We start from the raw sequence: 25024 nt of genomic DNA, 5'->3' as shown, positions 1-25024 counted from the left end.
GGCGCCGCACGCGGCGGCGCCACCGGGGGATCGGGATTGCTAGAGCTGCCGCACCCGGATGTTGCGGAACTCGATCACGTCGCGGTCGCTGTGGTTCTGCAGACCGATGAACCCGCTGAAGAACTGCCGCAGATCGGTCGGCGGGTCACCGGCGCGCGAGGACTGCTTGCCCGGCGTGTTGTCGAACTCGTTGATCACCACGCCGTTGCGGATGATCGTGTAGTGCTGGCCGGTCACCCGCACCTCGTAGTCGTTCCACACGCCCTTCGGCGTCGGCATCGCCCGGTCCAGCCCCACCTGGGAGAAGTTGTAGACCGAACCGGTCTTCTGCGCATCCCCCGCGGTGTTGTCGTTGATCTGGATCTCCTGTCCACAGTAGATCGCGACCCACGCCTGCGACGTCCGCGCCGAGCCGACCGTTCCGCAGCTGCCCGGCGGGCGTTGCTCCAGCGGGGTTCGCACGTCGGGGAACCGGGTGAACACGCCGCTGTTGGCCCGGTCGCCGGCCGGCGCCACGTCGCGGAACTGCAGCCGCACCGAGAAGTCGCCGAACGCCTTGCCGGAGTACCACAGCATGCCCATGCCACCGGCGCTGTGCAGGGTGCCGTCGGGTTGCAGGTCGAACCGGCCGTCCGGCGCCTGGGTCCAGCCGTTCATCGAGGTGCCGTCGAAGAGCCACTCGTAGGCGGTGGACCGGCCCACCTGGGACGCCGAGGCGGCCCGGATCAGCTGGTTGGCCTCCTTGTCGGACAGCAGCCCGAAGCCACGCAGCTTCGTGACCACGTCGGTGGCGTACGTGGTGAACGCGTCGTGGCTCGCCCACGGCCGCTCGTCATCGACAAGGTCGTTGATCGTGCAGCCGAGGCCGATGTTGCGGTTGGGCACCGCGGTTTCGTTGTCCAGGAACCACACCTTCTGCCGGGCGTCCGGCGCCGGGCAGCTGATGGTCACCGGCAGGTTCGCGGTGGCCTTCGTCCCGTCGGCGTAGGTGACCTCCAGCGTCGCGTAGTAGGTGCCGCCGCGCAGGTAGGTGTGCTGGGGGTTGGCCTCGGTGGAGGTGGTGCCGTCCCCGAAGTCCCAGCGCCACGCGACGCCGCCGGCCTTGGCGCTGTTGAACGCCATGGTCATCGGGCCGGCCTGGGTGGTGGTCCCGACGGTCGCCGACTCCGGAGCCGGGGTCGCCGCGCCGCCGTGGTAGGTGATGCGCAGCAGCTTCTGGTTCGGGTCGAGGCTGAAGAAGCCACCGGCGTAGTCCAGCAGGTACAGCGCGCCGTCCGGGCCGAACTTGGCGTCCATCCAGCTCTGCAGGCCGCCCTCGCCTCCGCCGCCCTTGATGATCTGCCGCAGGTCCTCGGCGAACGCGGGCGCGCCCTGAGTCGGCACGCGCGCCGGGTCCAGCGTCACCGCGATGCGGTTGTTGCCGTTGGACTCGTCACCGATGAACCACTTGTCCTCCCAGTACGCCGGCCACGCGACGCCGCTGGCGGTGTTCACCTCGGCGCGGTGGTAGGTCGGGCCGGACATCACGGCCTGCCCGCCGCCCTTGAGGTAGGGCTCGGTGTAGGTCGCCTCGGACTCCACATAGGACGGGATGCCGCTGCCGTCCGCGCGCGCCGGGTAGACCGGCCCGCCGCCCTGCGGCGAGTACCAGATCGCGTTGTCCCGCGCGGGCGGGATGTCCACCAGGCCGGTGTTGCGCGGCGAGGTGTTCTTCAGGTTGTCGCAGTCGTACCAGCCGGTGAGCACGCTGGCGTCGGTGTTGCTGCGGTCGCGGTAGGGCTGCCGGTTCCCCATGCAGTACGGCCAGCCCTGGTTGCCCGCCGAGGTGATGACGGTGGCCGTCTCGTACTTGGCCGGGCCCAGTTCGGGGTTCGGGGCGCCGGCGTCCGGGCCGACCCAGCCCGCGGTGAGCCAGTCGTGCTGCCGGTCGATCGCCAGGCGGGCGATGTTGCGCACGCCCATCACGTAGATCTCCGGCCGGGTCTTGCCGCCGCCCTCCTCGGCGCCGGTGAACAGGTTGCCCTGCGGGATCGTGTAGGTGCCGTCCGGCTCCGGGTGGATGCGCAGGATCTTGCCGTTGAGGTCGTTGGTGTTGCCCGAGGTGCGGCGCGCGTCCTGGAACGACGTGCCCTGGTACTCGGCGGTCCAGTTGTTGCCGGAGTAGCCGTCGGAGCCGCCGGAGGAGTTGTTGTCGCCGACGCCGATGTAGAGGTTGCCCGCGTCGTCGAAGGCCATGCCGCCGCCGGCGTGGCAGCAGCTGTGGATCTGGGCAGGCCAGTGCAGCAGGTCCTTGCGGGTGGCCTGGTCGATGGTCTGCCGCGCGGCGTCGTAGGTGAAGCGGGACACCGTGCGCTGGCCGATCCGCTTCTCCCGGTCGATGGACTCGTGCGGCATCCAGTAGACGTAGAACCAGCCGTTGCGGGCGAAGTCCGGGTCGAGCGTCATGCCGACCAGGCCTTCCTCGTTCTTGACCAGTTCGTCACCGCTGCCGCGGTTGCCCATCACGGGCAGCGTGGTGAGCAGCTTGACCTGCTTGGTCTTCGGGTCCCACTGGTGGATGGTGCCGCAGCCGAGGCCGACGTTCGGGTCGTTCCAGTCCACGATCGGACCGGACGGGCAGGCGGCCTTGCCGATGTAGAACACCTTGCCGTCGGGGGCGATGGTCAAGCCGTGCGGTTCGCCGATCTGGTCGAGCTGGCCGGGCTGGTTCGGCTTGGTGAGCCGCTCCACGGTGTAGTTCGAGGCGATCGTGGCCTTGCAGTCGCCGCGCACCATGCCGGTGGTCCAGCGGATCGCGCCGAGCAGGTGGCCGCGGAAGAGGTGGTCGGTGGTCCAGCTCTCGACGGTGCGGCCCATGCCGGTGTAGAAGGAGCGGCCGCCGTCGTAGTCGCGGCACCAGGACACCGGGTGGAACGCGCCGTTGCTGCCCTGGCCCGGCTGGTACTTCCACTCCTCGACCTGCGCGATCGTGTGCACCTGGCCGACCGGGTTCGGGCTCCAGTTCAGCCACTGGTCGGAGCGGGTCCAGTTCAGCGGGAGGCCGGCGTTCGCGGGGTGCTGCCGGTCGGTCACGTCGACCACGGCCTGCTGCACCGAATCGGGGCTGGTGGCGGGCCGGGTGCCGATCAGGCCGGTGAACCAGTCCGATGTGGACTGCGCGCGGGCGGCGTCGTGGACGCCGACGAACCCGTTGCCCGCCGCGACGAACGCCTTGAGCGCGTCCTCCTGCGCGGCGCTGAGCGTGACGGAGTTGGCGGACAGGAACACGATCCCGCGGTAACGGGCCAGGTTGGCCGGGGTGAAGACGGCGGGGTCGGCGGCCACGTCGGCCTGGAACCCGCCGGTGCGGCCGAGTTCCTGGACGGCCGCGGCGGCCGTGTTCACGGGGTCGGCCTGGCGGTCGGACGGGCCGTGGAAGACCAGGACCCGGATGGGGTCGGGGGCCTGTTGCTGTTGCTGCGGCGCGGGTGCCGGCGCCGCGAGTGCGGGCAGCACTGGCACGGCGGTGAGCAGGACCAGCCCGCACAACTGGGCCAGCACCCGGCGGAACCGGCGTCTGGACCGGTTCGGTTCGTGGACACGTCGGTAGCGCATACCATCCCTCGCTCGGACTGCGCGGGTTTTCCCCGCGCTCGGGTTCAGATGAGCTTGTGCCGCGCGGCCCAGACCACGGCCTGGATCGGGGCGTGCACGTCCAGCCGGTCGCAGATCCGCCTGATCCGGCGCTGCACCGTGCGTTTGGACAGGTTGAGCCGCCGCGCGACCGCGTCGATCGGCAGGCCGTCGGCGAGCAGGGCGAGGACGGCCAGCTCCTCGCCGGTGAGGACTCTGAGGGGTTGGTCGAGCGTCGCGGTCACTTCACGTCCGCCCGGAGACCGGCCGGCAGCGTGATTCGGGGTCGGATCGACATTGATCTCTGCCCTCCCAGCAGCGGGCTACTGATGCTCTGGGAAACTAACCACTTCTGCGCACGGTAGGAAGATGTCTGTCGCGAACTGGCCACTGGAAGGTCGCGAACAGGAAGAAGTGACTCCGTTCGGACCACAACTTTCGTGGGGCCGAGCGGCGAGGTGGTTCAGTCCTCTCCGCGGACGCCGGTGGCGGAGGGGGAGCGGGCCGAGTGGGGACCAGGGTTCACGGGCGTCGGGCGGGGTGGGCGGGTGGTGGGCGGATTACGTGGCGAACGTCGGCGGTCCGGGCGTCGCGCGGGGTGGGCGGGGCGCCGAGGGGTTGACCGGCGAGGTGGTCAGGCCACTTCGTGGGCGGGGCCGGGATGAAGGTGAGGAGTGGGCCGGGTGGCCCGGGCGTCGGGCGGGATGAGTGGGCGCGGGCAGGTTGCGCGGCGAACCGTCGGTGGCCCGGGCGGTCCGGGCCCCGGCACCTCCGGTCGCTCGTCGCGGAACCGCACGAGCGCCGTCACCGGCAGGAGCCGGATGGCCGAATCCGCGCTCGCCCCGGGCGGCCCGGCGTCACGCGGGATGGGCCGGCCACGGTACGCCGGGCCCAGGCCATCAGCGGGGTGCGACGAACTTCAGGTGCGACCGCTGCCGCAGGCGGAGGGATGACGCCACCGCCACCCCGGCCAGCAGCACCACCGCGCACACCACCCCGTGCAGCACCCCGCGCACCAGGTACCCGCTGTCCACGCCGTCGATCGCGTACGTGCCGATCTCCCTGCTGAACCAGAACGGCAGCACGCGCGCCAGTGCGCTGCCCGGGTCGGTCATCATCTGCAGCCCGACCACCACCAGCAGCACCAGCGTCCCCTCGAGTTCGCGGGGCAGGATGGCACTCAGGGCGAGCCCGAAGGGCGCCGAGACGACCACCATGATCGCCATCATCAGCGCCACCGGCCCGTGCCGCACGCCGTCCTGGTCCACCAGGATCAACAGGAAGTACGGCACGGCCAGCGCGACCCCGACCGCCCACAGCGCCGCCAGCCGCCCGACGTACAGGTGGTGGCTGCGGTACCCGGACAACCGCAGGCGCGGCTCGATCTCCCGCGCCGCGCTCCCCGCGAACAACGCCGCCGTGCTCAGCGCCCACCCCAGCCCGAGGCACACGAACCGCACGGACTGGCCCAGGTGGTCGCCCCGCCTGCTGAGGTAGAACGCCAGCGGCAGCACCGCCAGGATGACGAGCACCGACCGGCGCCGCAGCATCTCGCGCAGCGCCATCTCCGCCACGGTGGCGAACCTGGTCATCGGTTCCTCCCGGTCAGGTCGAGCACCAGGTCGACCCGGTCGGCCTGGTTGAGCAGGTGCGTCACCACGACGACGGCCTTCCCGGCGTCGCGCCACCGCCACGCCTGCTCCCAGAAGTCGAGGTAGGTCCCGCGGTCGAACCCCTGGTACGGCTCGTCCAGCAGCAGCACGTCCGGATCACCCAGACCGGCCAGCACCAGGTTCAGCTTCTGCCGCGTCCCGCCGGACAGGTGCCGCGCCTGCGCCGGCTCGGCCCGCCAGTCGAGCACCGCCGCGCGCGAGCGCCCGGACGAGCGCGCCTCCTCCCGCGTCAGGCCGCGGCCCGCGCCGATCAGCACGAAGTGCTCGTCCGGCGTCAGGAAGTCCGCCGTGCCACCGGCCTGCGGGCAGTAGCCCAGCGAGCCGTGCACCCGCACCTCGCCGCCGTCCGCGCCCACCATGCCCGCGCAGATCCGCAGGAACGTGCTCTTGCCGCAGCCGTTGGCGCCCACCACCGCCGCGATCTGCCCGGACCGCACCGTCAGGTCCACATCGGACAGCACGACCCGCTTGCCGTACTTCTTCGTGATCCCCACGGCTTCCAGCAGCACCCGCCCGCCCCGGCGCGGCGCACGGCCGACGCTGTCCACGACCGCCGCCGCGTAGGCCGCGGGCGGGCCGAACACCCGCAACGGGTGCTCGCCGCTGTCGCGCAGGTGCGTGGCCGCCTCGGCGACCACGTTGCGGCCCACGTCCGGGCTGACACCGTGCCGGTGCAGCTCCCCGGCCAGCGCCGTCAGCCAGTTGTCGACGTTCATCGCGTCGCTCCTTCCCCCAGCACCGCGGCGACGCCGGCGGTGAACTCGCGCCAGTCGGCCCTGGTCAGGCGCAGCTTCTCGGCGCCGGCGGCGGTGATCCGGTAGTACTTGCGCGCGGGACCGGCCGAGCCCTCCCGCCAGCTCGCGGTGAGCAGCCCGGTCCGCTGCAACCGCAGCAGCACCGGGTACAGCGTGCCGCCCTGGATCGGGCCGAGCCCGGCCGCGTCCAGCGCCTGCGCCAGCTCGTACCCGTAGGACTCGCGCCGCTCGACCAGCGCCAGCACGCACGGGTCCAGCACGCCGCGCAACCACTGGGCCCGCCGCTCCTGATCCACGCCGACAAAGTAGCAGAGCCATCTAGGTTGCGCCGCTACCTACCCGCCCGGCGTCGCGTGAGCTGGAATGTGGAGATGTCGGACCGTGTCGATTTCGAGGCGGTGTTCCGCGCGGGAGCGACGCCGAGTGCGTTGCTGTCCAGGGACTTCGTGATCGTCGCGGTCAACGACGCGTACGAGAAGGTGTCCGGGCGCCCGCGCGCCGAGCTCGTGGGCCACGACGTGTTCGAGGCCTTCCCGGACGACCCGGAGGCGGCCCGCGCGCTGCGCGCCTCGTTGGACCGCGTGCTGGCCACCGCCGAGCGGAACGTGATGGCGCTGCTCAAGTTCGACGTGGCCGTGGCCGGCCGACCGGACGAGGTCGAGCACCGGTTCTGGAGCCCGGTCAACGTGCCGGTCCTGGACGACGACGGCAGCGTCCGGATGATCCTGCACCGCGTCGAGGAGGTCACCGAGGTCCTCCGCGAACTGGGACTGCCGCGGCAGGACGCGGCCGAGATGCAGGCCGGGCAGGCGGAGGTCTACGCCCGCAGCAAGGAACTGGAGCGCACCAACCAGCGCCTGGCCGCCGCCACGGACATCACCACCGCGATGCTCGCCGACGCGCCACCCGAGGTGGTGCTGCGGCTGATCGCGTTGCGGGCCAAGGAGATCGCCGACGCCGCGAGCGGGTGCGTCCTCCTGCGGGAAGGCGACCGGTTCGCCGTCGCCGCGGAGGCCGGGGACGCCGCCGTGGACCCGGCCGCGCTGGCCGAGGAGGTCCGCCGCACCGGCAGGCCCGGCGTGCGGGTGACCGGCGACGGCGTCGCGGTGGCGGTGCCGCTGCGCCACGAGGAGGAGGTCCGTGGCGTCCTGGTCGTCACGAACCCGCCGGGCCGGAGCGGGCTGGGCAGCCCGGCCATCGTGCCGCTGGAGCCGTTCGCCACGCAGGCCGAGCTGGCGCTGGAACTGGGCGACCGGCGGCGGGACACCGCTCGCCTGCTGCTGCTGGAGGACCGCGACCGGATCGCCCGCGACCTGCACGGGTCGGTGGTGAGCCGGTTGTTCCAGCTCGGGCTCGAGCTGAGCTCCGCGGCCGAGCTGATCATCCGGGACGAGCCGGCGCGGCGCGTGCGCGGTGTGGTCGTCGCGCTGGACGGTGTGGTACAGGAGCTGCATTCCGCGGTGTTCCGCACCGCGGGAGTGCGCCCGGACGGCCGGACCTTCCGCGAGCGGCTGCAGGACCTCATCGACCACGCCGCCGAGGCGCAGGGGTTCGCCACCACCTCGCGGCTGGACCCCCGCCTCAACGGCGTGCTCGGCGAACGGGCCGAGCAGCACCTGATCGCGGTCCTGTCCGAAGTGCTGGTCGGCGAGGTGCGGGACCGGACTGCGCAGGTGACGGTATCGGTGGGCGTCCAGCCGCCCCACGTGGTCGGCGAGCTGACGGTCCGCGGGCTCGTCCTGCCCGCCGGCATCGCCGAACTGGGCCTGACCGCGCTGGCCCGGCGCGCGGACCAGCTCGGCGGGTCCCTGACCCTCGACACCGGAGACGGGGAACGGCGCTACACCTGGCGGATGCCGCTCGGGGGATCATGAGTGAGATGAACGCCGACCACCTCGACGACGCCGTCCAGCTCGCGCTCGGCACGCTGCGCACCGCGATCGACGCCGACTGGGACGTTCCCGCGGGCGATCTCGACTGGAGCTGCTGGGAAACCGCCGAGCACCTCTCCGACGACTTCTTCGGCTACGCGGTCCGGCTCGGGCCGCGCATCCCGCCCCGCCACGGGGAGGTGCCCTACCTGTGGCAGCGGCTGCGGCCGGGCGGCCCGTCGAACGCCGTGCACGCGGACCGCTCCGCGGGCCCGGCCGGGCTGCTGCGCGTCGTGGAGGCGAGCGCGGCGCTGCTGACCGCGATGGTGCGCACCACCCCGGCGCACGTGCGGGCCTGGCACGTCTGGGGCGAGGCCGACCCGGCCGGGTTCGCGGCGATGGGGATCGTGGAGACCCTGGTGCACACCCACGACCTGGCGACCGGGCTCGGCCTGGCCTGGGAGCCGCCGGGGGAGCTGTGCGAGCCCGTGCTGCGACGGCTCTTCCCGCACGTCGCCCCGGACGAGCCGTGGCCGACGCTGCTGTGGGCGACCGGCCGGGGCGAGCTGCCGGGACGAGCTCGCCTCAGCGAATGGCGCTGGTACTCCGCGCCACTCACCAGCCGGTGAGCTTCGCCGTCTCCAGCTGGTTCTTCAGCAGCTGACCGCCGGTGGGCAGGTCCGCCTGGTCCGGCCAGGTCGCCGGGTCCCACACGCCGGAGCGGCGGAAGGCGTTGGCGCAGTGCACGAACAGCTCCTCGACCTCGACCACCACGGCCAGCGCCGGCTTCACCCCGCCCTCGGCCAGCTCGCCGAAGAACGGGGCCGAGCGCACGATCGTCGCGCGGCCGTTGACCCGCAGCACGTCCTCCTTGCCGGGCACCACGAACAGCATCCCCACGCGCGGGTGCCGCAGCAGGTTCCGCATCGTGTCCAGCCGCCGGTTGCCGGGCCGGTCGGCGAAGGCCAGCGCGCGGCTGTCGTCGAAGACCAGGACGCTGCCGGCCGGGTCGCCGCGCGGGGACAGGTCGAGACTGCCGTCCGGCGCGGTCGTCGCGACGAAGTACAGCGTGGCGGCGTCGATGAACTTCCGGCTCAGCCCGTCGATCCCGGCCAGGCCCTTCGCGGCGATCACCGGCGCGGGCGGGCTGACCACCTCGCGCAGTTCCGCCTCGCTGGTGACGACTTCGGCGTCCTCGGGGCGCCAGACGGTCATGAACGTGCTCCTCGGCTCGCGGTGGCCAGCAGGTACAGCAGGTAGGGCGCGCCGACGGCGCCGGTGACGACCCCCACCGGCAGCTGGTGGGCGCCGCTGAGCAGGTGCTGCGCGGCGAAGTCCGCGAGGAGCGTGACCAGCGCGCCGACGAGCGCGGACGGGACCAGCCCGGGACGGCCGGTGCGCAGGACGCGCGTCGCGATCGGCCCGGACAGGAACGCCACGAACGCGATCGGCCCGCCGACCGACGTCGCCACCCCGCACAGCGCGGCCGCCAGCGCCAGCAACGCGAGCCGCACCCGTTCCACCCGCAGGCCCAGCCCCTTGGCGGCGTCGTCGCCGAGCTCCAGCACCGTCAGCGTGCGGCCGAGCAGCAACGCGGCCGGCACGAGCACGACCAGGAACACCGCGGCCATCCGCACCTCGCCCCAGGCGACGCGGTTGAAGCTGCCGGTTATCCACACCAGCGCCTGCGCGGCGATCCGCACGTCCGCGCGGGTCAGCAGGTAGGACATGGCGCTCGCGGCCAGCGCGGCGACCCCGATGCCGACCAGCACGAGCCGGTGCCCGGTGACCCCGCGCCGCCAGGCCAGCGCGTGGATCAGGACCGACGTGGCGAGACCGCCGGTGAGCGCGGCGGCCGGCACGACCAGCCCGGACACGCCGAGGGTGATCAGGCACAGCACCGCGGCCAGCGACGAGCCCGCGGTCACGCCGATGACGTCCGGGCTGGCGAGCGGGTTGCGCAGCAGCCGCTGGAACAGGGCGCCGGACAGGCCGAACGCGAACCCGACCAGCAGGCCGGCGAGCGCGCGCGGCAGGCGCAGCCGCAGCACGATGTAGTCGTCCCGCACGGCGCCGCCGCCGAAGAGCGTGCGCACCACGTCGGGCAGGGCGATCGGGAAGTCCCCGATGGACAGTGCGAGCAGGAAGACCGCGAGCACCGCGACGGCCAGCACGGCGGTGACGGCCGCGGTGCGCCGAGCCGTGCGGCGGTGGACCTCGACGACGCTGGTCATCCACGCACCCGCTTCCGCCGCACCAGCGCGATGAACACCGGCGCGCCGATCGCCGCCGTCACGATGCCGACCTGCAGTTCGCCGGGCTGCGCGAGCACCCGCCCGACGACGTCGGCGGCCAGCAGGACCAGCGGCGCCAGCACCATCGAGTACGGCAGCAGCCACCGGTGGTCCGGGCCGGTGATCAGCCGCGCGGCGTGCGGCACCATCAGGCCGACGAAGGCGATCGGGCCCGCCATCGCGGTCGCGGTGCCGCACAGGATCACCACGGCCAGCGCGCACAACGCCCGGCCGGCGTTGACGTGCACCCCGAGCCCGCGGGCCACGTCGTCACCCATCGCCAGCCCGTTGAGGGCGCGCGCGGAGGCCAGCGCCAGCACGAAACCCACGACCAGGAACGGCAGGGCCTGCGTCACGACCGACGAATCGCGGCCGGCCAGCGCGCCCACCTGCCAGAACCGGAACTGCTCGTAGGTGGCGTTGTCGGTGACCAGGATGCCGGTGGTCAGCGACCGGAACGCGGCCTCGCACGCGGCGCCGGTGAGCGCGATCTTCAACGGGGTGGCGCGGTCCCGGCCGAGCGAGCCGATCCCGTAGACCAGGACCGCCGCGAGGCCCGCGCCGAGGAACGCGAACCAGACGTAACCGGTCATCGACTGGATCCCGGCCAGGCTGATGGCGGCCACGATGCACAGCGACGCGCCCGCGTTGACGCCGAGGATCCCGGGATCGGCGAGCGGGTTGCGGGTGACGCCCTGGATGATCGCCCCGGCCAGGCCGAGCGCGGCTCCCGCGAGCACCCCGATCAGGGTGCGCGGGATCCGGACCTCCCACACGATCACGTGATCCGGGTTCGTGGGGTCGTGGTGCAGCAGGGCGTCGACGACAGCCGACGGCGGGAGCCCCTTGGCCCCCACCGCCATGCTGGCCACCACGGCCAGCCCCAGCGCCACCAGCCCGAGGATCAGGCCGAGGCCGAGCGGGGCCCGGCGGCGCTGGGGGAGCGCGGTCGTGGTTTCGCGGAGCACCGGGTCAGCGTGCCAGCGCTTCGGTGATCATCGGCACCACCTTGTCGATCGCGTAGCTCAGGCCCAGCGGGGTCGCGCTGGCGAAGGCCTGCGAGATCGTCTTGTCCGACAGCACGACCACGTGCCCGGCCTTGACCGAGGGCACCGCCTGGAACAGCGGGTCGCTGTCGATCTGGCTCGCGTCGATGCCGATCGGCGAGATCACCGTCAGGTCGGCGTTGAACAGGTCCATCCGCTCCGGCGAGACGGTGATGTAGAAGTCCTTCCCGGCCAGGGCCTGCACCGCGGGCGACTGGGCGAAGCCGAGGCGCTCCATGAACTCGATGCGCGCGCCGCCGTTGACGTAGGCGCCGTAGGAGGTGGCCATCTTCGCGCCGACCGCGACGGTCTTGCCCTTGAACTCCGGGTGCGCGTCGGCGGCCTGCTGGAACTTGGCGTCCAGGTCGTTGCGCACCTGCGCGGCCTCGGCGGTCCGGCCGAGCGCCTTGCCGATCATGTCGAGCTGCTGCTGCCAGGTGGTCGCGTAGGCCTCGCCGCCTGCCGGGATGCTCAGCACGGGGACGCCGAGGGCGGCCAGCTGGTCGTAGCGGGCCTTGTCGCCGCTGGCGCGGGTGTCCAGGATCAGGTCCGGGTTGAGCGCGGCGACCTGCTCGGCGCTGACCTCCAGCGTGCCGAGCATCGTCGGCGCGGTCGTGTAGTGCTTGTCCTGCGGCATCCACGGCGCGACGCCGTCGCCGCCGATCGGCAGCCAGTCCGCGGCGCCGACCGGCTGCACGCCGAGGGTCAGCGCGACCTCCGCGTCACCCCATCCGAGCGCGACGACCCGTTTGGGCTGCTGCTCGATCGTCACGTCGCCGAACGCGGTCGGGATGGTGACCGGGAACTGACCGCTCGCCGGGGTCGCCGGCTCGGTCGCGCTCTGCTCCGCGGACGAGCCGCAGCCCGCGAGCACGAGGACCGCGCCCAGGAGGAGAGCCAGGAGGGAACCGCGCGCACGCGGCCGGGGGAAACGCATGGGGAAGCCTCTCGGATTAGGTAAGCCGATCCTAAATTAGGTAGGCCTGGGTTCGCAGTCCAGATGGTCGTGATCACAACGGGGGCCAGGGCTGGCGTTTCCGGCCCGGAGGGTGTGCCATGGACACGCCGCGGTTCGGCGAGCGGGGACAATCGCTCGTGACGCTTTGAGCAGACAGGGCGTGGGTGAGCGGGATGGATGACGCGTCGGTGATGGGCGCATTGGTGCTCGACCTGCCGCACACGGTGCCGCCGCTGGTGCGGGTGCGTCAGTGGGTGGCGGCCGAGCTTTCCGACTTGGGCGACGACCGGGTGGTCGCGGTGCAGCTGATCGCGACCGAATTGATCACCAACGTGTACGACCACGGTGGCGGGACCGGCCGGATCCGGCTGTCCCGGGACGCGAACCGCATGCTGGTGGAAGTCGACGACGGTTCCCCGTCGCCGCCCGTGCTGGGGGACGGGGACCCGAGGGCCGTGCGCGGGCGGGGCCTCGTGCTGGTGGACAAGCTGGCCCTGTCGTGGGGCTACCGGCCGCGGGCGGACGGCGGCAAGACGGTCTGGGCGCTCGTCGACTGCGAGACCCTGAGCTGGACTTCCTGACGAATCCAGGACGGGCGCCACACCGGTTCGGGCAGTGGCGCCAGGTTCGCGAAGTGGGCGAGGACCGGCCGCAGACCCGGGTGCGGGTGCGCCGGGACCAGCAGGGAGAGCGGGTAGGCGAGCACCGGGTTCACGACCGGGATGCGGCGCAGGCCGAACCGGGTGGGCCAGGTGTAGCGGTCGCGCGCGCCGACCAGGGTGGCCACCTCGGCGGATTCGGCGAGCGCTTCGAGCAGCACCTCGTCACCGAAGTGCGGGCCCGCCGCGTCGATGCACAGGCCGAACGCCGTGACCAGCTGGTCGTAGAACTCCGCCCATTCGCTGCGCGGCGCGATGCCGGGCACCCGGATCCGGAGCCCGCGCAGCTCCTCCGGCGTCACCGACGGGGCGTCGGCCAGCGGGTGCCGGGGGCCGGCGAGGAGTTCCAGCGCGGAGTCGAAGACGTGGATCATGCGCACGTCGGCGGGCAGCGCGGCCGGATCGGGGAGGGTGCGGAACGAGGCGTCCACCTCGCCGGACCGCACGGCGGCCGCCGCCACGCGGGGGTCGTCGACGCGCAGCGTCACCACGTCCAGTTCGGTGCCGGGGTGTGATCGCCAGTAGTCGTGCAGGACGACGGCCTGTGCGCTGCGCAGGCCGAGGACGTCGATCCGCAGGGCACGGGAGCCCGGCCGGACGGCGGCGATGCCACGGTCCACGCCCGCGACGACCCCTCGCGCGTGCGGGAGGAACGCCTGGCCGTCCGCGGTCAGCTCGACTCCGCGGGCGGTGCGGGTGAACAGGCGGACGCCCAGCTCGCGCTCCAGGGCGGCGATCCGCTTCGAGACCGCCTGCTGGGTCACGCCCAGCTCGTCGGCCGCGTGCTGCAACTGCCCGAGCTCCGCCGCCCGGACGAACGATCGCACTGCCTCGGTGTCCACCGGGCCAGCCTAGGCAGGGTCAACTCCCGGTTGTGGCTCGCCGGGCGGCGGTTGTTTGATCCGCCTCCGCACTGGCCGGTGTGATCTGCGGCGTGGAAGCCGATCTTCGCCGGCTGTGGTCGGCCTACGCGGTGAGCACGTACGGCACGTGGCTCGCCTTCGGGGCGTTCCCGCTGATCGCGGTGCGGGTGCTGCACGCGCCGGCGTTCGCGGTGTCGTTGCTGGAGGCGGCCGGGCTCGCCGCGGCGGCGGTCTGCGCGCTGCCGCTCGGGTGGTGGGTCGAGCACCGGCCCAAGAGGCCGGTGATGATCGCGATGGACCTGGCCCGGTTCGCCGCGATGGCCAGCGTGCCCGCGGCGTACGCCTTCGATGTGCTGTCCTACGGCCAGTTGCTGGTCGTGTCGGTCGTCGCCGGGACCGCGAACATCGCGTTCACCGCCGCGTCCGGCGCGTACCTGAAGCACCTGGTGCCCCGGGCGCGGCTGCTCGCGGCGAACGGGCGGTTCGAGGGCACGAGCTGGGTGGCGACCGCTGCGGGCCCGCCCGTCGGGGGCGCGCTCGTGGCCCTGCTCGGCCCGGTGGTGACGGTGCTCGCCGACGCGCTGAGCTACCTGCTGTCGGCGCTCGGGGTGCTGCGCATCCGCGGCGGTGATGTCGCGGCGTCCAGGGTCGCGCGGTTCCGTCTGGCCGACCTGCTCGCCGGCGCGCGCGTGATCGCACGGGATCCCGTGCTGCGGCGGCTGTTCCTCAATTCGATTCTGGTCAGCGGACTGATCATGGCCACCACGCCGCTCCTGGCGGTCCTCCTGCTCGGCGAGTACCGGTTTTCCGCGTGGGAGTACGGGCTGGCGTTCGGCGTCCCGGCGCTCGGCGGTTTCGCGGGCGCCCGGCTGTCGGCCCGGTTGGCGCGGCGCTACGGGCGGCACCGGGTGCTGACCGCCTCCGGCTGGCTGCGGTCGATCTTCCCGCTGGGGCTGGCGTTCGTGGGCCCTGGCGTGGCGGGGCTCGTCACGGTGATCGTCGTGGAGGGCTTGCTGATCACCTGCATGGGCGTCTTCAACCCGATCCACGCGACGGAACGGCTGCACCGCACGCCGGCGGACCACGCGGCGCGGGTGCTCAGCACGTGGAGCGTGAGCAGCAAGCTGCTGCAGGCCGGGCTGATGGCGGGGTGGGGCGTGCTGGGGACGCTGACGAGCCCGCTGTTCGCGATCACGGTGTCCGGCGTGCTGCTGCTCGGCACGCCACTGCTGTTGCCGCGGCGGGGTTTGGAGTCCGACGAGTAGCGTCGGGATCATGGGGGTAGGGCATTACCTGCGCAACGAGCGCCGTTTGCTCGCGTCCATCGGACTCGCCTTGCGGCGGCGGAAAGCGCTTGCGCCTTGCGCCGTCGCGGCCGGTTATTCGCGGGCGCAGCGGCCGTTGCTCGTCGTGTTCGTCGTGCTGACCGTGGTCGAGGGGCTGCTGTTCGCGCTGGTCGGGTTCGGGATCGTGGTGCACCTCGTCCTGGCGGCGGTCGAGCTGTACTCGCTGTTGCTGGTGGTCGGCCTGCTCTGCTCGATCACCGTGTACCCGCACTCGGTGTCGGCGGACGAGGTCCGCGTGCGGTACGGCGCGTTCCTCGACGTGCGGGTCCCGGTGAGCGCGATCGCGGCGGTGCGCGCCCGGACCGAGGACCACTCGGGCAGGCCGGGGTTCGACCTGGATGGCGAGACGTTCACGGTGGCGCTGTCCTGGCAGACGAACGTCGTGCTGGAGCTGAGCCGGCCGGTGCCCTTCACCCGCCCGCTGGGCCGGCCCGGCGAGGCGCGGGTGATCAAGTTCTACGCGGATGATCCGCGGGCCGCGGCTGCCGCGATACACCACGCCATGGTGCGTCCGCGGGAAAGCCCTGCGTGAGGGGGCCAGCACGATCGGCACGTGATCATCGAAGGTCTCGTCCGCGAACTCCCACAGGTGCGGCACGCGGTGCTGCTCTCCGCCGACGGTCTGGTGCTGGACCACTCGGCCGGCCTGGACCCCACCGACGCCGAGTACCTGGCCTCGATGGCCGCGGTGCTGCAGAGCCTGGCACTGCGGGTGAGCAACGTCCTCGACGGCGGTGCGTCCCGGCAGGTCGTCGTGAGGTGCGACCGGATCGCCCTGGTGGTCCTCCCGTGGAACGACCACGAGCGGCTCGCGGTGGCCACCGCGGAGGCGGATCTCGAGGGGGTTGTCGGGGAGTTGACCGACAAGGTCTGACCTCGCGGGTCGTGGTTTCGGGGATGGCTTGGGGGTTGCGGCGATGGTGGGGTGCGGCTGATCGCTGCTGCTGGGGTATGGACTTCATGGAGGGAATGTCCGCGGACTTTGACTCGTCGGCTGGCGACCTGCTCGGGAGGCGGATCTTGGTGGGATGTCGGGAGGTTGGCTGGTGGGGTCTGACCTTGCGGGTCGTGGGTTCGGGGATAGCTTGGGGAGTGCGGCGATGCTGGGGTGCAGCCGACCGCTGCTGCTGAGGTGCGGACTTCATGGAGGGTATGGCCGGCAGGGCGTGACCAGCGGGCTGGCGACCTCCTCATGCAGGCGGTTCATTCTGATAGTCACCACGGAGGCGGACCTCGATGACCTCGTTGAAGAACTCGCCCGCGCCGCGGCTTGACCTTCCAGGCGCTCGAAGGTGCATCGTTGACACATGTCGAGAGAAGAACTCGCCCTGGCGATGACCAAGGAACCCGCCGAGGCGAAGCGCATCCTGTTGCGGCTCTGGGAGGAGGGCTCGGCGGTCGACCGCTGCGCCGCGGCACACTTCCTCGCCGACCGGCAGGACGAGCCGCGCGACGAGTTGCTCTGGGACCTCCGCGCGCTCGAAGTCGCGCAGGCCGCGGATCCCGCCGAGGTGCACGGCTTCTTCCCCTCCCTGCACCTCAACCTCGCGGACGTCTACCGCCGCCTCGGCGACTTCGCCAAGGCACGCGAGCACCTCGCCGCGGCGGAGGCGGTCATCGACACCCTCCAGGACGACGGCTACGGGCGCATGATCCGCGGCGGCCTCGCGCGGGTGGCGGAAAAACTCGCCGAGAGCTAGAAGATCCCCGGCCCCGGGGTCAGCACGCCGGCCGGGTCGTAACGCGACTTCCACCCGCACAGCGCGGGCCACCGCGAACCGAAGTGGTGGCGCCAATCCGCCTGCGTGAAGGGGATCGCGCCGACCGGGTAGGTGAACCCGCCCAGGTCGCGCGCCTCCTCGTAGAGGCGGCGGTTCTCGGCGACCTGCCTGGCGACCAAATCGGCGTCATCCGGCGGAAAACGCAGGATCGCCACGAGAAAAGCGATCCGCTCGGCAGGCAGGCGGACCAGCGGCGCGTGCACCTCACCGGTGAACACCGGGTAGAACAACACGCACCCCGCCGGCCCGAGGTCCGCGGGCGTCAGCCGCTCCACCAGCGCGGTCAGGAAACCCACGGCGGTGGACGCGGGCAGGAAGCAGTTCCACCACGGGTGCGGGTGAAACCACGCCCCGGTCTCGGTCAGCAGCTCCTCGGCGGCGTCCAACCGGTGCTGGAACTCCACATAGGACAAGTCCCCGCCGGAGTACGCGGCCGTTTCCAGGAACACTCGCCTGCCCGCCTCGCCGAAGCGGACCTGGCCCTGCACGAAGTCGAACCGCCCCTCCTCGACGAACCGAAGCTGGTCCGCCGCCGCGGCCGCCACCGTGTCGTAGTCCACCTCGTGCCGGCTGATCCGCGGCGGCGCCCCGGTCAGCCGCAACGTCGCCCGCGTGATGATTCCGCACTGGCCCAGCCCGCCCAGCACCGCGGCGAACAACTCGTCCCCGGGGCCGCACGTCCGCACCGCCCCGTCACCGGTGACGACCTCCAGCGCGATCACCGTGTCGGTCTGCAGCCCGTGCCGGAAACTCGTCCCGCCGATCCCGCCCACCGACAACGTGCCGCCCACGGACAACCTCAGGTAGTCGGTCAGCACCGGCGGCGTGCGGCCGCGCTCCCACGCCGCCGCGAGCACCGCGTCCCAGCCGGCGCCCGCGTCCACCACGATCCGGTCCTCGGCGACCTCGTGCACCGCGGCCAGCGACGACATGTCGACCACGACACCGTCGGTCAGCGCCTGCCCGTACCCGGAATGGCCCCGTCCCCGCGCCGCGACCGGCACCCCGTCCGCGGCCGCGGTGCGAACGATCTCGCCGACTTCCCCGGCCGAGCGTGGCCGCAGCACCGCGGACGGCCGCCGCCGGACCAGGTGCCCGAAGTCGACGGACGCGGTCATCAGTACCGCTGCCAGACCCCGGCGGGCTTCCGTGCGCCCACCCCGGGCTTGCTCCAGTCGCACACCCCGTCCGGGAACGCCGCCCGCAATCGCCGCTGCTCCTCCCGGGTGAACGTGACCGGCAGGTAGTCGCGGAAGTCCACCGGCTTCAACCGGCACTTCAGCGCGTCCATCGCGAGCCCGGACCCGGCCACGAGACGCGTGTTCGCCGCGACCGGGAACAGCTCACCGCACCGCCCGCTCGACGGGTAGGTCAGCCGCTCCCGCACGCGCTCGGTCGCCGACACGTAGCACCCGTCGCCCAGGTCCGCGGGCCGGTTCGCGACCACTTTCTGCTGTGCGCCGCGCCCCGACCGGTCGTTCCCGATCGCCGTCAGCCAGCGGTCCATCGCGTCCAGCTCGTAAGCCGCCGCCACCGCGGCGTCCGCCGGGCGGCTCGCGATGATCACCTGGTTGTCCGCCGCCCCGCTGCGCCGCAACCGCTCCCGCATCACGAACGACCACTCCGTGGTGTGGATGTCGGCGCCGAACCCGGCCAGGTCGAGGTCCGTGCGCTGGTCGATGATCGGCGTCGTGCGCAACCCGAGCGACGCCGAGTTGAACAACCCGGACCGGTAGGCCGCCGACAACGCCTTCGGGTCGGCCGCGCTCCGCGCCGGAACCGGGGCGCCCGTGTAGTCGAGCCCGCCGATGGCGGCGTTCAGGTCCACGAACTGCGCCGCCGAGATCTGCCCGGACCGCAGGGCCGACAGGCCGTACTGCACCCCGGTGTTGTCCAGCGTGCTGCGTACGAACCCGGTTCGCGGATCACGCCCGAGCTGGTTCACCAGCTGCTCGTTGGAGTTGCAGATGACACCGTCCGGATTGGACACCGGGTCCCACCGCTCGGACACCGGCAGCAGCGGGGTGCAGCTGCCGGTCGCCGTCGCGCGGTTGGCGAACGTCTGCTCCCACGACACGCACGTGCTGTAGGTGTGGAACCCGGCCACCGCGAGCCGCTGCTCCGGCGTGAACGAGCTGCCCGCTCCGGCGAAGTACCGGTTGAGCAGGCGGCAGTCCGTGACCGGCCCGGCGGTGCTCAGCGGGTCCGGGTAGGAGATGCCGGGGATGATGCCGTCCAGGATGCCCGGGTAGTTCTCGGCGATGTCGTACTGCTGGATCGCGCCGCCGGACCCGCCCCAGCCGATCGTGTGCCGCGCCGGCCCGTAGGTCTCGGTGAAGTGCTCCTTGACCATCATCGCCGCCTCCGCGGAGATGATCGGGCTGCAGTTGTTGTCCAGCACGTTCAGGCTCGACGAAGCGACCGCGTACCCCTGGGACAGGAACAGGTCGTTCAGCACACCGCCGGTCGACGCGCCCTGGTGGAACCCGGAGTTGCAGCCGCCGCCGAAGGTGTAGACGAGCCGCTCGTTCCAGCCGCGCTCCACAGTGAACGGTGACGGCGCGGTCCCGTCGGTGAGCGCGGCGATCTCGTAGACCGCGCGGTCGATCGTGCCGCGTTCCACCCGCACGATGTAGGGCATCCCGTTGACCGACGCGAGATCGGCGGGCCGGGACCCCGGATCGGCCAGCGGCCGGAACTGCCCGCCGGTCGTGCGGTACTGGTAACTCACCTGGGTGGGCGCGCTGCACAACGGCGGCGTCGCGGCCGGCAGCCCGTAGGCCTGCGTCTCGCAGTAGAACGGCTCCTGCTGCCGTCCGGAGAACACCGGCCCGGTGATCGGGTGGTTGGTCACCCGCAGGCTCGCGCGTCCCCGGCCCGGCGCGCTCGCGACGATCTCGTTCGTCCCGTCCCGCAGGCCGCCGACCAGGCCGAGCAGGGTGTCGCCGGTCTGCTTGAACTCGCCGGTGACGTCACGGCCGTTGGCCGTCACCCGCACGTCCCGCGCGGCCGGCACCCGCACCAGCACCTGCCCGCCGCTGACCAGGTCGGGGTGCGGGTTGGAGACGGATTCGACGGTCAGCCGCGGCGGCGCCGCGACCGCCGCCGGAACGGTGAGCAGCGACGCCGCACACGCGGCGGTCAGCACCAGTGCACGCAGCAAGGGAGCACCCCCGGGCTCGTGCGCCACCTCGTCGTGGCGCCCGCGTCGGGTATAGCACGCGGTCCGGTCACCGCAAAAGTCCAGAACTGGGTTCTGTTCGATCACGCTTGACCAGATTGTCCGAAGGGGCTGTGCAAGACGCCCCAGGCTGTGTACGGTCCCTCCAAACCGAACCTGATTCTGTTTTTGCACACCTGCGAAGAGGCGGTGGTCGCGAGAAATGGCGCAGCAAGCCCCGTTGCTACGAGTGGACGAGCTGAACGTGTCCTTCGGCGGATTGCGGGTCCTCCAGGCGGTCTCGCTCGAAGTGGCCGAAGGGGAGGTGCTCGGCGTCATCGGTCCCAACGGCGCGGGCAAGACGACCCTGTTCAACACGATCTGCGGGTTCGTCCGCCCGGACTCCGGCGCGCTGTCGTTCGACGGCCGCCGCCTCCTGCCCCGCCCGCACCGGCTCACCCGGCTGGGGATCGCCCGCACCCTGCAGGGCCTCGGGTTGTTCCCCAACCTCAGCGCGCTGGACAACGTCGCCGCCGGCGCGACCCACCGCTCGCGCACCGGCCCGGTCGGCGCGCTGCTGGCCTCGCCGTGGGCCGAGCGGCACGAGCTGCGGCTGCGGGACCAGGCGATGGGCATGCTCGAGCAGTTCGGCATCGCCGACGCCGCACAGCGGCCGTGCGCGAGCCTGCCCTACGGAATCCGCAAACGGGTCGCGCTGGCCCGCGCGCTGATCAGCGAACCGCGCCTGCTGCTGCTCGACGAGCCCGCGGCGGGCCTGTCCGCCACCGAGATCACCGAGCTCGCCGACATCGTGCGCGGGCTGCGGCAGCGCACCACCGTCATGCTCGTCGAGCACCACATGGAGTTCGTGATGAACCTCTGCGACCGGCTCGTCGTCCTGGACTTCGGTGAGGTGATCGCCACCGGCACGCCCGCCCAGGTACGGGAGGACCCGGCCGTCCAGCGCGCCTACCTCGGCGAGGCGGTGGCGGCCGATGCTTGAGGTCAGCGGCCTCGTCGCCGAGTACGGGCCGGTGCGCGCGCTGCACGACATCGACCTGACGGTCGAGCGCGGCTCGATCACCGCGGTGCTCGGTGCCAACGGCGCGGGCAAGACGACGCTGCTGCGCTCGCTGTCCGGGCTGCTGCGGCCGAAGTCCGGTTCGGTGCGCCTCGGCGGCCGGGACATCACCCGGCACGGCCCGGAGGACCTGGTCCGGCTGGGCGTGGCGCACGTGCCCGAGGGGCGCGGGGTGATCGTCGAGCTGACGGTCGAGGAGAACCTGCGCCTCGGCGGGCTGTGGCGGCGCGACCGGGCGTGGCTGCGCACCGGCGTGGCGCGCATGTTCGAGCTGTTCCCGCCGCTCGAACAGCGGCGGCACCAGCGCGCGGAGACCCTGTCCGGCGGTGAGCGGCAGATGCTCGCGATCGGGCGCGCCCTGATGAGCCGTCCCGACCTGCTGCTGCTCGACGAGCCGTCGCTGGGCCTCGCGCCGCGCACCGCCGCGCAGATCGTCGCGACCCTGCATCGCCTGCGCGCCGAAACCGGCCTGACCCTGCTGCTGGTCGAGCAGAACGCGGGCACGGCGCTGTCGGTGGCCGACCGCGCCGTCGTGCTCAACGTCGGCCGCAAGGTCGCCGACGACGAAGCCGCCCGGCTGGCCGCCGACGACCGGGTCCGCCGGGCCTACCTGGAGATGTGATGGGACGGTTCCTCGACTTGACGCTCGCCGGGCTGACCAGCGGCGCGGTGTACGCCGCGGTCGCGCTGGCCCTGGTGCTGATCTGGCGCTCCACGCGAATCGTGAACTTCGCGCAGGGCGGGATGATGATGATCACCACGTTCCTCGGCTACACGGTGGTCAGCCACGGCGGGTCCTACTGGCTGGCGCTGGCTGTCGCGATCGCCGCCGGGCTGGTGCTCGGCGCGGTCGTGGAGCGGGTGCTGATCCGGCCGGTCGCGAAGCGGCCGCCGCTGGACGCGGTGGTGGTCACGTTCGGCCTGCTGGTCGGGCTGCAGGGCGTCGCCGGGATGGTGTTCGGCGGCACCCCGCAGTCCTACCCGCCCGCGTTCTCCATCGCCGGGTTCCAGTCCGGCGGGCGACAGATTCTGTTCTCGCCCAACGACTTGTGGATCGTCGGCGTGGTGCTCGCCGTGATGGTGGTGCTGGCGGTGGTGTTCCGCCGGACCTCGGCAGGCCTGCGGATGCGCGCGACGGCGTTCGCGCCGGAGGTGGCCCGCCTGCTGGGGGTGCGGGTCGGCCGGATGCTGACGGTCGGCTGGGCGCTGGCGGCGGTGGTCGGCGCGGTCGCCGGGGTGCTGATCGCGCCGAGCACGTTCGTCAGCCCGACGGCGTTCGACGCGGTGCTGGTGTTCGGGTTCACCGCCGCCGTGATCGGCGGACTGGACAGCCCGCCGGGCGCGGTCGTCGGCGGGGTCGCGCTGGGCCTGGTGCTCAGCTTCGTCTCGGGCTACCTGGGCCCGGACATCGTGACGCTGGGCGCGCTGGTCGTGCTCATCGTGGTGCTGATGGTGCGGCCGCACGGGTTGTTCGGCGCGGGAGCGAGGCGGCGGGTATGACGATGACGGAAACGCAGGTGCCCCAGCGGGAGGCGTCCACGGCGCCGCTGTGGCGACGGTCCACTTTTCTGCGTCACGCGTGCTGGGCGGTGCTGGGGCTGCTCGGGTTCTGGCTGCTGTCGATCGCGCTGGACCCGTTCGCGAACCTGCAGCTGGCCCAGATCGCCTACACGGCCATCGCGGTCGCCGGGCTCACCGTGCTGTCCGGCCTCAGTGGACAGATTTCGCTCGGGCACGGCGCGTTCGTCGCGGTCGGCGCCTACACGGCCGCGCTGCTGCTGGAGAACGCCGAGTGGAGCCTCGCGCCGGTGCTGATCGTCGCGACTGCGGGCACCGCGCTGGTCGGCACGCTGGTCGGCGTGGCCGCGGCTCGGCTGCGCGGGCCGTACCTGGCCGGTGCGACGCTCGCGCTGGCCGTCGGGCTGCCCTCGCTGGCCGACTACCACGGCCTGCGCGACCTGCTGGGCGGCGCGAACGGCCTGATCGTCAGCCCGCCGGTGCCGCCGCTGTCGCTCGGGGAGACGTTCCCGCTGGAGCGGTGGCAGTCCTGGATCTGCGGCATCTGCCTGGTGGTCGTGTTGTTCCTGCTGGCCAACCTCAGCCGCAGCCGCCTCGGCCGCGACATGCGGCTGGTGCGCGAGGACGAGGACGCCGCGGCCCTGTCCGGCGTGCACGTCGCCCGCACCCAGATCCTCGCGTTCTGCGTCAGCGCCGGGTGCGCCGGGCTGGCCGGCGGCCTGTTCGCGATCGTCAACAACCTGGCCGCGCCGGGGGCGTTCACGCTGGCCCTGTCGCTGTCCCTGCTCACCGCCGCCGTGCTGGGCGGGCTCGGCAGCCTCGCCGGCGCGGTGTACGGCGCGGTGATCGTGACGCTGCTGCCGAACTGGTCGACCGACCTCGCGCAGCAGGCCGACCTGCCGCGCGCGGTCTACGCCAACATCCCGCTGGTCCTTTATGGACTGGTGCTGATCCTGGTCATCCTGGCCTTCCCCGGCGGCATCCAGTCCGGGGTGCGCCGGATCGGCCGCCTGCTCCGCCGTAACCGGAAGAACTGAAGGAGACGAGATGGTCCTGTCCAGACGCCCGCGCGCGGCGGTCGCGATCGCCGCGGCGCTCGCGCTCACCTTGACCGCGTGCGGCGGTGGAGGTTCGGGTAGCGGCAGCACGCCCGGCGTGACCGACACCGAGGTGCTGATCGGCAGCACCCTGCCGCTGACGGGCAACGCGGCGCCCGGCTACAGCGAGCAGGGGCCCGCGGCGAAGGCGATGTTCGACTACATCAATGCCAGCGGGGGCATCCACGGCCGCAAGATCAACCTGAAGTACGTCGACGACGCCTACAACCCGGCGAACACGGTCACCCTGACCAAGCAGCTGGTGCTGGAGGACAAGGTGTTCGCGATGGTCGGCGCGCTCGGCACGCCGACGCACACCAAGGTCGTGGACTTCCTGAACAGCTCGCGCGTGCCGGACCTGTTCGTCGCGTCCGGCTGCACCTGCTGGGACCAGCCGGACAAGAACCCCTACACCTACGGCTGGCAGCCCGACTACACCGTCGAGGGCAAGATCCTCGGCGACTACGTCGCGAAGAACTTCGCCGGCAAGAAGGTCGCCTACTTCTACCAGGACGACGACTTCGGCGCCGACGGCATGAAGGGGCTGGACAAGTTCATCGACCAGAGCCTGGTCGTGTCGCGGCAGCCCTACCAGCCGGGCAACACCGACGTCGCGGCCCAGGTGTCGGCGATCGCGCGCAGCGGTGCGGAGGTGGTGGTGCTGGAGACGATCCCGGCCTACACCGCGTTGTTCAAGCTGACCGCGCTGAAGCTGGGCTACAACCCGCAACTGGTCGCTTCGAGCGTGGGCGCGGACCCGGTGACGGTGGCCGGGCTGCTGGAGAACTTCGCCAAGCAGAGCGGCGCGTCGGTCAAGGGCAGCGACCTGGTCGAGGGGCTGGTCAGCAGCGCCTACCTGCCGGCCAGCAGCAACGCGCAGAACTCGTGGATCCAGCTGTTCAAGAAGGTGCACGACACCTACATCCCGAACCTGCCGTTCGACGGCAACGTCATCTACGCGATGTCGTACGCGTACACGTTCGCGCAGGTGCTGCAGGCCGCGGGCAAGGACCTGACGCGGCAGGGGCTGATCGACGCGCTGAACAAGGGCGGGTTCACCGGGCCCGGGCTGGTGCCGTTCCGGTACGGGCCGGACTCGCACGCCGGCTACACCGGCGGGCAGATCTCGACCATCCGCGGCGGGCAGCAGGTGCTGTCCGGCACGCCGCTGACCACCGACGACGGTGACGGACCGGTGGTGCCGTACACGCAGCCGCAACCGGCGGCGCCGGCCAACGGCGTGCCGGCGGCGTGAGGTGGGCGCCGCGTCCCGGCGGGGCTCACGTCACGCCGGGACCGGCGCGAGCCGT

At 72.3% G+C, this 25024-nt stretch carries 24 protein-coding genes; 12 read left to right on the top strand and 12 right to left on the bottom strand.

What is annotated here, in order from left to right; translation table 11 throughout:
- Window positions 1-39: 39 nt before the first annotated feature.
- The 5 genes from ABZ193_RS02690 to ABZ193_RS02670 form a co-directional block, all read right to left on the bottom strand.
- The gene (locus tag ABZ193_RS02690; protein WP_354708614.1) at window positions 40-3594 is read right to left on the bottom strand and encodes a ThuA domain-containing protein; all 3555 of its coding nucleotides are present in this window, start codon (window positions 3592-3594) and stop codon (window positions 40-42) included.
- Between the two features lie 44 nt (window positions 3595-3638).
- Window positions 3639-3857, bottom strand: a complete 219-nt coding sequence (locus tag ABZ193_RS02685; RefSeq protein ID WP_017981277.1) for a helix-turn-helix transcriptional regulator — start codon at window positions 3855-3857, stop codon at window positions 3639-3641.
- A 654-nt stretch (window positions 3858-4511) separates the two neighbouring features.
- Window positions 4512-5204: a hypothetical protein gene (locus ABZ193_RS02680; RefSeq protein ID WP_020416651.1), complete on the bottom strand. Its 693-nt coding sequence runs from the start codon at window positions 5202-5204 to the stop codon at window positions 4512-4514.
- Window positions 5201-6001, bottom strand: coding sequence for an ATP-binding cassette domain-containing protein (locus tag ABZ193_RS02675; RefSeq protein WP_354708613.1), 801 nt, complete (start codon window positions 5999-6001; stop codon window positions 5201-5203). Before ABZ193_RS02675 ends, ABZ193_RS02680 begins: the two co-directional genes overlap by 4 nt.
- Window positions 5998-6336 carry a PadR family transcriptional regulator gene (locus ABZ193_RS02670; protein ID WP_027931529.1) on the bottom strand — a complete coding sequence of 113 codons (339 nt, stop codon included), beginning with the start codon at window positions 6334-6336 and terminating at the stop codon, window positions 5998-6000. Before ABZ193_RS02670 ends, ABZ193_RS02675 begins: the two co-directional genes overlap by 4 nt.
- 75 nt (window positions 6337-6411) lie before the next feature.
- On the opposite strand from ABZ193_RS02670, the gene ABZ193_RS02665 reads away from it, so the two are divergent.
- A complete protein-coding gene (locus ABZ193_RS02665) occupies window positions 6412-7914 on the top strand; it encodes a PAS domain-containing protein (protein WP_237338315.1) in 1503 nt (500 codons plus the stop codon).
- A gap of 5 nt (window positions 7915-7919) precedes the next feature.
- Entirely contained in the window at window positions 7920-8540 is a 621-nt protein-coding gene (locus ABZ193_RS02660) for a hypothetical protein (RefSeq protein WP_237338314.1), read from the top strand.
- Here ABZ193_RS02660 and ABZ193_RS02655 read toward each other — a convergent pair.
- From ABZ193_RS02655 to ABZ193_RS02640, 4 genes are read right to left on the bottom strand one after another with little or no spacing between them, the layout of a single operon-like run.
- A complete protein-coding gene (locus ABZ193_RS02655) occupies window positions 8527-9126 on the bottom strand; it encodes an MSMEG_1061 family FMN-dependent PPOX-type flavoprotein (RefSeq protein ID WP_354708610.1) in 600 nt (199 codons plus the stop codon). The genes ABZ193_RS02660 and ABZ193_RS02655 overlap by 14 nt on opposite strands.
- Complete coding sequence (locus tag ABZ193_RS02650) at window positions 9123-10145, bottom strand: iron chelate uptake ABC transporter family permease subunit (RefSeq protein WP_354708609.1); 1023 nt, start codon at window positions 10143-10145, stop codon at window positions 9123-9125. Before ABZ193_RS02650 ends, ABZ193_RS02655 begins: the two co-directional genes overlap by 4 nt.
- Complete coding sequence (locus tag ABZ193_RS02645) at window positions 10142-11173, bottom strand: iron chelate uptake ABC transporter family permease subunit (RefSeq protein ID WP_354708608.1); 1032 nt, start codon at window positions 11171-11173, stop codon at window positions 10142-10144. The genes ABZ193_RS02650 and ABZ193_RS02645 overlap by 4 nt, the downstream gene beginning before the upstream one ends.
- Before the next feature lie 4 nt (window positions 11174-11177).
- Window positions 11178-12188, bottom strand: a complete 1011-nt coding sequence (locus ABZ193_RS02640) for an iron-siderophore ABC transporter substrate-binding protein (RefSeq protein WP_354708607.1) — start codon at window positions 12186-12188, stop codon at window positions 11178-11180.
- A gap of 194 nt (window positions 12189-12382) precedes the next feature.
- Between ABZ193_RS02640 and ABZ193_RS02635 the strand changes: the two genes are divergently transcribed.
- Window positions 12383-12790, top strand: coding sequence for an ATP-binding protein (locus tag ABZ193_RS02635; protein WP_354708606.1), 408 nt, complete (start codon window positions 12383-12385; stop codon window positions 12788-12790).
- Here the strand turns inward: ABZ193_RS02635 and ABZ193_RS02630 are convergent.
- Entirely contained in the window at window positions 12715-13710 is a 996-nt protein-coding gene (locus ABZ193_RS02630) for a LysR family transcriptional regulator (protein WP_354708604.1), read from the bottom strand. The genes ABZ193_RS02635 and ABZ193_RS02630 overlap by 76 nt on opposite strands.
- 80 nt (window positions 13711-13790) lie before the next feature.
- On the opposite strand from ABZ193_RS02630, the gene ABZ193_RS02625 reads away from it, so the two are divergent.
- The 4 genes from ABZ193_RS02625 to ABZ193_RS02610 all read left to right on the top strand — a co-directional run bounded on the left by ABZ193_RS02625 (window position 13791) and on the right by ABZ193_RS02610 (window position 16777).
- Window positions 13791-14996 carry an MFS transporter gene (locus tag ABZ193_RS02625; RefSeq protein WP_354708602.1) on the top strand — a complete coding sequence of 402 codons (1206 nt, stop codon included), beginning with the start codon at window positions 13791-13793 and terminating at the stop codon, window positions 14994-14996.
- A 10-nt stretch (window positions 14997-15006) separates the two neighbouring features.
- Window positions 15007-15609: a hypothetical protein gene (locus ABZ193_RS02620; protein ID WP_354708600.1), complete on the top strand. Its 603-nt coding sequence runs from the start codon at window positions 15007-15009 to the stop codon at window positions 15607-15609.
- A 21-nt stretch (window positions 15610-15630) separates the two neighbouring features.
- On the top strand, window positions 15631-15951 hold the full coding sequence (locus ABZ193_RS02615) for a roadblock/LC7 domain-containing protein (protein ID WP_237338308.1): 321 nt from the start codon (window positions 15631-15633) through the stop codon (window positions 15949-15951).
- Window positions 15952-16384: 433 nt separating this feature from the next.
- Window positions 16385-16777, top strand: coding sequence for a hypothetical protein (locus tag ABZ193_RS02610; protein ID WP_237338307.1), 393 nt, complete (start codon window positions 16385-16387; stop codon window positions 16775-16777).
- Here ABZ193_RS02610 and ABZ193_RS02605 read toward each other — a convergent pair.
- Entirely contained in the window at window positions 16774-17976 is a 1203-nt protein-coding gene (locus ABZ193_RS02605) for an FAD-binding protein (RefSeq protein ID WP_354708597.1), read from the bottom strand. The two genes, ABZ193_RS02610 and ABZ193_RS02605, sit on opposite strands and share 4 nt — an antisense overlap.
- Entirely contained in the window at window positions 17976-20021 is a 2046-nt protein-coding gene (locus ABZ193_RS02600; RefSeq protein ID WP_354708596.1) for a DUF6351 family protein, read from the bottom strand. The genes ABZ193_RS02605 and ABZ193_RS02600 overlap by 1 nt, the downstream gene beginning before the upstream one ends.
- Window positions 20022-20241: 220 nt before the next feature.
- Between ABZ193_RS02600 and ABZ193_RS02595 the strand changes: the two genes are divergently transcribed.
- Genes ABZ193_RS02595 through ABZ193_RS02575 form a run of 5 tightly spaced genes read left to right on the top strand, consistent with a single transcriptional unit; the run spans window position 20242 to window position 24969 of the window.
- The gene (locus tag ABZ193_RS02595; protein ID WP_027935657.1) at window positions 20242-21021 is read left to right on the top strand and encodes an ABC transporter ATP-binding protein; all 780 of its coding nucleotides are present in this window, start codon (window positions 20242-20244) and stop codon (window positions 21019-21021) included.
- On the top strand, window positions 21014-21721 hold the full coding sequence (locus tag ABZ193_RS02590; protein ID WP_354708595.1) for an ABC transporter ATP-binding protein: 708 nt from the start codon (window positions 21014-21016) through the stop codon (window positions 21719-21721). The genes ABZ193_RS02595 and ABZ193_RS02590 overlap by 8 nt, the downstream gene beginning before the upstream one ends.
- Window positions 21721-22599 (top strand): branched-chain amino acid ABC transporter permease, encoded by an 879-nt coding sequence (locus ABZ193_RS02585; protein WP_354708594.1) that lies wholly within the window; start codon window positions 21721-21723, stop codon window positions 22597-22599. Before ABZ193_RS02590 ends, ABZ193_RS02585 begins: the two co-directional genes overlap by 1 nt.
- A 2-nt stretch (window positions 22600-22601) precedes the next feature.
- Window positions 22602-23654 (top strand): branched-chain amino acid ABC transporter permease, encoded by a 1053-nt coding sequence (locus tag ABZ193_RS02580; protein WP_354708593.1) that lies wholly within the window; start codon window positions 22602-22604, stop codon window positions 23652-23654.
- Between the two features lie 10 nt (window positions 23655-23664).
- Complete coding sequence (locus ABZ193_RS02575; RefSeq protein ID WP_354708592.1) at window positions 23665-24969, top strand: ABC transporter substrate-binding protein; 1305 nt, start codon at window positions 23665-23667, stop codon at window positions 24967-24969.
- The last annotated feature ends 55 nt before the right edge of the window (window positions 24970-25024 follow it).

The organism is Amycolatopsis sp. NPDC006125, assembly GCF_040614195.1.
GTDB lineage: Bacteria > Actinomycetota > Actinomycetes > Mycobacteriales > Pseudonocardiaceae > Amycolatopsis_E > Amycolatopsis_E tucumanensis.
This window is presented reverse-complemented; position numbering and strand designations above follow the sequence as displayed.